The organism is Streptomyces sp. NPDC006655 (assembly GCF_040703965.1).
In the GTDB taxonomy this organism is placed as follows: domain Bacteria; phylum Actinomycetota; class Actinomycetes; order Streptomycetales; family Streptomycetaceae; genus Streptomyces.
On the sequence record NZ_JBEYJU010000197.1, the window covers coordinates 1 to 6,522 of the forward strand.

General features: G+C 70.7%; 5 protein-coding genes. 4 read left to right on the forward strand and 1 reads right to left on the reverse strand.

Annotated elements, in window-relative coordinates:
• The first annotated feature begins 258 nt into the window (after window positions 1–258).
• Window positions 259–1,860 carry a molybdopterin-dependent oxidoreductase gene (locus AB0958_RS44110; RefSeq protein WP_366896119.1) on the forward strand — a complete coding sequence of 534 codons (1,602 nt, stop codon included), beginning with the start codon at window positions 259–261 and terminating at the stop codon, window positions 1,858–1,860.
• A 71-nt stretch (window positions 1,861–1,931) separates the two neighbouring features.
• The gene (locus tag AB0958_RS44115; protein WP_366896120.1) at window positions 1,932–2,603 is read left to right on the forward strand and encodes a fasciclin domain-containing protein; all 672 of its coding nucleotides are present in this window, start codon (window positions 1,932–1,934) and stop codon (window positions 2,601–2,603) included.
• 306 nt (window positions 2,604–2,909) lie between these two features.
• On the opposite strand, the gene AB0958_RS44120 is transcribed toward AB0958_RS44115, so the two are convergent.
• The gene (locus AB0958_RS44120; protein WP_366896123.1) at window positions 2,910–3,815 is read right to left on the reverse strand and encodes a LysR family transcriptional regulator; all 906 of its coding nucleotides are present in this window, start codon (window positions 3,813–3,815) and stop codon (window positions 2,910–2,912) included.
• A 145-nt stretch (window positions 3,816–3,960) separates the two neighbouring features.
• Between AB0958_RS44120 and AB0958_RS44125 the strand changes: the two genes are divergently transcribed.
• Both AB0958_RS44125 and dctA read left to right on the forward strand, forming a co-directional pair.
• The gene (locus AB0958_RS44125) at window positions 3,961–5,079 is read left to right on the forward strand and encodes a PrpF domain-containing protein (RefSeq protein WP_366896121.1); all 1,119 of its coding nucleotides are present in this window, start codon (window positions 3,961–3,963) and stop codon (window positions 5,077–5,079) included.
• Window positions 5,076–6,491 (forward strand): C4-dicarboxylate transporter DctA, encoded by a 1,416-nt coding sequence (gene dctA, locus AB0958_RS44130; RefSeq protein ID WP_366896122.1) that lies wholly within the window; start codon window positions 5,076–5,078, stop codon window positions 6,489–6,491. Before AB0958_RS44125 ends, dctA begins: the two co-directional genes overlap by 4 nt.
• Window positions 6,492–6,522: the final 31 nt, after the last annotated feature.

The window sequence follows — 6,522 nt, forward strand, 5'->3', positions numbered from 1 at the left end:
CTCCAGCTTCGCCCACTGCGCATTCGTTAGATCGTGCCTCCCCACGAAGTGGATCTTGACACATCAAGATCCACTTCTGAAACGCACCCTAGGGCTCAGCGGATGCCGACGGACGCCGGCACATTCGACGACTGGCGAAATGAAAAGGCGTTTTATGGGTGATCCGTAGCCGACGCGGGCGCGGATTGGTGGGAGAAGAAAATTCATCCGATCGTGGGTGCGACCAATCCGGCGGGGATGCAGAACCGGATTCCCCACGTGACCGAGAACGAGAAGAATCCCCGCCGCCGGCCCGGTCCGGTGCGACTGCTGCTGGGCGCGGTCAGCGGTGTGCTGGCCGGGTGTGCAGCGCTCGCGGTCGCCGAGGCCGTGGCGGGTGGAGTCAGGCCGCAGGCCGGTCCCGTCGTCGCCGTCGGCGGCGCCGCGATCGACCGCACGCCCGCCGCGGTGAAGGACTGGGCGATCCGGGATTTCGGCACCGACGACAAACTGGTTCTCCGGCTGGGAATTCTCGCGATCCTTGCGTTGTCCGCGGTGTCCCTGGGAATTGTCGGACTGTGGTTTTGCCGCACGGCGGCGGCCGGTGTGCTGCTGTTCGGGGCCGTGGGAGCGCTCGCGGCGACCGGAAGGCCCGACTCGGCCGGCGCCACGGACGCGCTGCCCTCGGTGGTCGGCGCCGTCGCCGGAGCCGTACTTCTGTACGTGCTCACGGGCCGCCTCGCACCCCGGACGGAACCCCACGCCCCGCCGGCTGTCCCCTCCGGCGGGGACTGGGACCGCCGCGGCTTCGTGATCGCGGCGACCACGGCGGCCGTGGCCTCCACGGGAGCCGCTCTGCTGGGCCGGTCTCTGACCGGGGCCGGCGGCCGGGACGCGGTCGCCTCCCGACGGAACGTGGTGCTGCCCGCGCCCGCGTCCCCCGCCCCTGCCGTGCCGAAGGGCGCCGCACCGCGGATCCCGGGCCTCAGCCCGTTCTTCACGCCCAACGCGGACTTCTACCGCGTCGACACCGCGCTGGTGGTGCCCAGGGTGGACGCGACGACCTGGAAGCTGCGGATCCACGGCGCGGGCGTCACCCGTCCCGTCACCCTTTCCTACGAGGATCTGTTGTGCCGTGACCTGGTCGAGCGGGACATCACGCTGACCTGTGTCTCCAACGAGGTCGGCGGGCCGTACGTCGGCAACGCCCGCTGGATCGGCGTTCGCCTGGCCGATCTGCTGGCCGAGTGCGGGGTGAAGCCGCCCTCGAAGGGCGGCCCCGCCGACCAGCTGGTCGCCCGTTCCGTGGACGGCATGACGATCGGCAGCCCGGTCGAGGACGTGATGGACGGCCGTGACGCCCTCCTCGCCCTGGGCATGAACGGCGAACCCCTGCCCTTCGCGCACGGTTTCCCGGTCCGCATGGTGGTGGCCGGCCTGTACGGCTTCGTCTCCGCCTGCAAGTGGATCAAGGACATCGAGCTCACCACGTTCGCCGCCCACGACCCCTACTGGGTCGAGCGCGGCTGGGCCCGCAGGGCGCCGATCAAGACGCAGTCGCGCATCGACACGCCCAAGCCGTTCGCCCGGCCCAGGGCGGGCGCGGTGATGGTCGCCGGCGTCGCCTGGGCCCAGCGCCGCGGCATCGACAAGGTCGAGGTCCGCGTGGACGACGGCCCCTGGCAGGAAGCCCGGCTCGCCGCCGAGGACACGGCCGACACCTGGCGCCAGTGGACCTTGCCCTGGCAGGCCACCGAAGGCGGCCACACCCTCACCGTCCGGGCCACCGACCGCACCGGCGCGGTGCAGACCGAGAAACGCACCCGCACCATCCCCGACGGCGCCGACGGATGGCACTCCGTGGTCGTGACCGTCGACTGACCCCCTCAAGCCGTTTTTCCCTTCCTCATGTCACAGCAGCTCAGGCTGCGCCAGCCAACAGGAGAAACATCATGAACACCCGCATTCGCCGTACCGCCGTGACCCTGGCCGCCGCAGCCGTCCTGCCTCTCGCCCTGAGTGCCTGCTCCGACAGCGGCTCCGACTCCACCAAGTCGGACTCCTCGTCGAAGTCGTCGGTGTCGGCGTCGGCGTCGGCGTCCGCCCCGGACGACAGCATGGCCGGCTCCGGCAGCACCGCCGCGGCGGACCAGCCCTTCGGTACGGCCTGTTCGGCGGTGCCCAAGAGCGGTGCGGGCTCCTTCGACGGCATGGCCCAGGACCCGGTCGCCACAGCCGCCTCCAACAACCCTTCCCTGTCCACGCTGGTCGCCGCGGTGAAGAAGGCCGGTCTGGTCGACACCCTCAACAACGCGCAGAACATCACCGTGTTCGCGCCGACCAACGACGCCTTCGCGAAGATCCCCAAGGCCACCCTGGACAAGGTCCTGGGAGACAAGGCCCAGCTGACGAAGATCCTCACCTACCACGTCGTCGGACAGAAGCTCGCCCCGAAGGACCTGGAGAACGGCTCCTTCGACACCCTGGAGAAGTCGAAGCTCACCACCTCCGGCTCCGGCGGGTCCTACACCGTCAACGACTCCGCCAAGGTGGTCTGCGGCAACGTCCACACCGCCAACGCCACCGTCTACATCATCGACAGCGTCCTGATGCCCATCAGCTGACGCAGCGTCATCGGTGGGGTGCCATGCCACAGGTGTGGCACCCCGCCGAATTTTTCCGGCCCCGCGTCACAGACCCGCCCCGGCCCGCTGGTGCGAGCGCAGACTGCCCGGCGGGGTGCCGGCCGCCACCCTGTGGCTGACGCTCTCCGTCGGATTCTCGGCATACGCCGGCACGCCGAGCGCCCACAAAAGGTGTACGGCTCTTCTTCAGCTGAGCCGCCCGAGGATCCCGTCGAGTACCTGCACGGGTCTGGCTCGGCGGCGGTGAGCGCGACGGTTCCATGACCCGGTCGACGTGGTTCGGCGTCAGGGGGTTCGGGTCGCAGCGGCCTCGCGGAGGAGTGCGGCGAAGGTCTGGGCGGCGGGGGTGAGGGAGTGGTCGGCCATGCGGACCAGGAGGATGCGGCGGACGGGTGCCGGCGGCTGGAGGGGGAGGACGTCGACGCCGGGTCGGATGCCCTCCAGGGCCAGGGTGGGGGCGAGGGCGACGCCGATGCCGGCGGCGACCATGGCCTGGGCTTCCTGGTAGTCGTGGGCCTCGTAGGCGATGTGGGGCTCGAAGCCGACGGCGCGGCAGCCGCGGACGAGGGCTTCGGCCACCGGGTGACGGTCGGCGCGGGTGATCCAGGGGTCGTGTGCGAAGTCGGCGAGTGAGGCGGTGTCACGGCCGGCGAGTGGATGGTGGTCGCTGACGAGAAGGGCCGGCGGGTCATCGAGGAGTGGGGTGATGACGACGTCCTCCCGGTCGATCCGGCTCCAGTCGTAGTCCCACATCAGCGACATCTCGATCTCCCGGTTCTCCAGCATGGTCCAGAGTCCGGCGATGCGGGCGCTGCGGACGGTCAGCCGTACGTCGGGGTGGGCGTCCCGGAAGGCGATCACGGCCTGCGGGAGGAGCGAGGCGCCGACGGTGGGGAAGGTACCGATGCGCAGGGTGCCCGCGCGCAGTCCGGCGAAGTCGGCGAGTTCGTTCTCGGCGGCCTGCAGTTCGCGTTCGATCCGTTCTCCCCGTTCGGCCAGTGCCCGTCCGGCGTCGGTGACGGTGACGCCCCGGGCATGGCGTTCCAGCAGGGGCTGCCCCGCCTCCGTTTCCAGGCGGCTGATCTGCTGCGACACCGCTGACGGGGTGTAGTTGAGGGCGCGGGCGGCCGCTGTCACCGACCCGCGCCGGGCGACCTCCGTGAACAGCAGGATGCGCCGGACGTCGAGCATGCCGCCACCTCCAGCGTTCACTTCACCTTAATAGCCATAAAGATTTCCGAGATTGTACTTCACGCTGCCGTAACCCACCGTGGAGGACACCACGCACGGCGAGACCGTCGGTGGGCTTCCCTTCCATGTCTGTGAGGAGACGGCTGTGCTGCGTCTGCAGGGTGAAATGGTCCGCGGAGGAACCAGCAAGTGCTGGCTCTTCGACCACGGCGACGTGGCCGCCACCGGCGTGGACGTCGATGCCCTGCTGCTCGCCGCCTTCAACGCCGCCGACCCCCGTCAGATCGACGGCGTGGGCGGCGCTTCCTCCACCACCTCCAAGGCCGCCGTCGTACAGGCGTCGACCCAGTCCGGTGTGGATGTCGAGTACGCCTTCGCACAGGTCGGCATCGGCGACGAGCGCGTGGAGTGGGCCAGCAACTGCGGCAACTGCGCCACCGCCGTGGCCCTGTACGCCGTCCACCACGATCTCGTGCCCATCACGTCGGACACCACCACCGTCCGCATGCTCAACGTCAACACCGGGGCCCGCCTCACCGGGACGATCCCCACCCCCGCGGGCGTGGCACCGGAGGAGGGCACGGCCGTGGTGCCGGGCACCTCGGCACCGGGCGTCCCGGTCCTGCTCGGGTTTCAGGACCCGGCGGGGTCGACGACCGGCCGCGCTCTGCCGACCGGCCGGGCACTGGACGAGCTGACCGGCCCGGACGGTCCCGTCGAGGCATCCCTGGTGGACGCCGGCGCGCCGGCCGCGCTGTTCGAGGCCAAGGCGTTCGGCCTCGACGGCACGGAACCTCTCTCCGCGTTCGCCCGCGCAGTGCCCGCGCTGACCCTGCTGCGCCGCCAGGCAGCGCTGGCCATGGGCCTGGCCCACGAGGGCGATCCGGTCAGCCACGCGGTGCCGAAGGTGGGCATCGTCGCCCGGCCTGCCCCCTACCGCACCACCCAGGGCACACTCGTCAACCAGGACGAGTACGACCTGGCCGTGCGCATGGTCTCCATGCACGCCCCCCACCCGGCGATCGGCCTGACCTCCGCCGTGGCCCTGGCCACGGCCGCCACCACCCCTGGCACCCTCGCCCACCGCGTCGCCCGGCAGACCGCCGACGGCACGCTGCGCCTGGGCACCCCCGCCGGCGTGATCGCCACCCAAGCCGTCCCCGCACCGGACGGCGCGTCCCCCACGGTGCTGCTGCACCGCGCCGCCCGGCGCATCGCCCGAGCCGAACTCCTCGTTCCCGTCCTGGAAGGACGCCCCGCATGAGCCGCAACGACGCCGCCCCGGGTACCGTCACCGCACCACCTGGCCGCATCCGCCGGATGCTGTCCCACCTCTACATCCAGTGCCTGATCGGTGTCCTCCTCGGCGCCGCCGTGGGCGGGCTGTGGCCGTCCGTCGGCGCTGACCTCAAGCCGCTCGGCGACGGCTTCATCGCACTGGTGAAGATGTTCATCGCGCCGATCATCTTCTGTACGGTCGTCCACGGCATCGCCTCCATGGGCAACGCCCGCGCGGTCGGCCGCGTGAGCCTGAAGGCCCTGGTCTACTTCGAGGTGCTGACCACCGTGGCCATGGTGATCGGCCTGGTCGTCGTCAACGTCGTCAAGCCGGGCAGCGGTCTGCACATCGACCTCTCGACCCTGTCCGCCAAGGGCCTGCCGCCGGAGGCGACCTCGGCCCACGAGGGCTTCGCCGGGTTCCTCCTGGCCATCATCCCAAACACCCTGGTCAGCGCCCTGACCGGCAACGAGATCCTGCCCGTGCTGCTGGTGTCCGTGCTGTTCGGCTTCGGCCTGCACGCCAGCGGAGAGGCCGGCCTGGGCATCGCCCGGGGCATCGAGAAGTTCTCCACGGTCCTCTTCACGCTCATCCGCTGGATCATGAAGCTGGCCCCCATCGGCGCGTTCGGCTCGATGGCCTTCACCATCGGCCACTACGGCCTGGGCACCCTTCGCCACCTGGCCCTGCTGGTCGGCTCGTTCTGGCTGACCGCCCTCTTCTTCGTCCTGGTCGTCCTCGGGACCGTGATGCGCCTGAACGGACTGCGGCTGCTGCCCTTCCTGCGCTACATCAAGGAAGAACTGCTGATCGTCCTGGGCACCTCCTCCACCGAGCCCGTCCTGCCGCGCATGATGGCCAAGCTCCAGCACGTGGGCGCCTCGAAACCGGTCGTCGGCATCACGCTGCCCGCCGGGTACTCCTTCAACCTCGACGGCACCGCCATCTACCTGACCATGGGGTCGGTCTTCCTCGCCCAGGCCCTCGGTATCGACCTCAGCCTCACCCAGCAGCTGGCCATGCTCGCCGTCATGCTGCTCACCTCCAAGGGCGCCGCGGGCGTCACCGGCTCCGGCTTCATCGCCCTGGCCGCGACTCTCAGCGCCGTCCCGCACGTCCCGGTCGCCGCCCTCGCGCTGATCTTCGGCGTCGACCGGTTCATGTCCGAAGCCCGCGCTCTGACCAGCCTGGTCGGCAACGGGGTCGCCACCCTGGCCGTCGCCCGCTGGGAGGGCGAGCTGGACGAGGACCGCGCCAAGGCCGTCCTGCGCGGAGAGATCCCCTACGCCCCCGCCCCCGTCCCCTCCGCGGTGACAGCCGAGCCCGCTCCGAAGCAGACGCCCGCACCCGCGGCGATGCCCGAACCGACCCGCGACCCGGTCCCCGCCGGGAACTGACAGTGCGTACACGGGTCGGCCCGGAGCAGCT

What these genes read in the sequence shown, in the direction of transcription:
- dctA (WP_366896122.1), top strand. Translation starts at nt 5,076, where the DNA reads ATGAGCCGCAACGACGCCGCCCCGGGTACCGTCACCGCACCACCTGGC.
- AB0958_RS44115 (WP_366896120.1), top strand. Translation starts at nt 1,932, where the DNA reads ATGAACACCCGCATTCGCCGTACCGCCGTGACCCTGGCCGCCGCAGCC.
- AB0958_RS44120 (WP_366896123.1), bottom strand. Translation starts at nt 3,815, where the DNA reads ATGCTCGACGTCCGGCGCATCCTGCTGTTCACGGAGGTCGCCCGGCGC.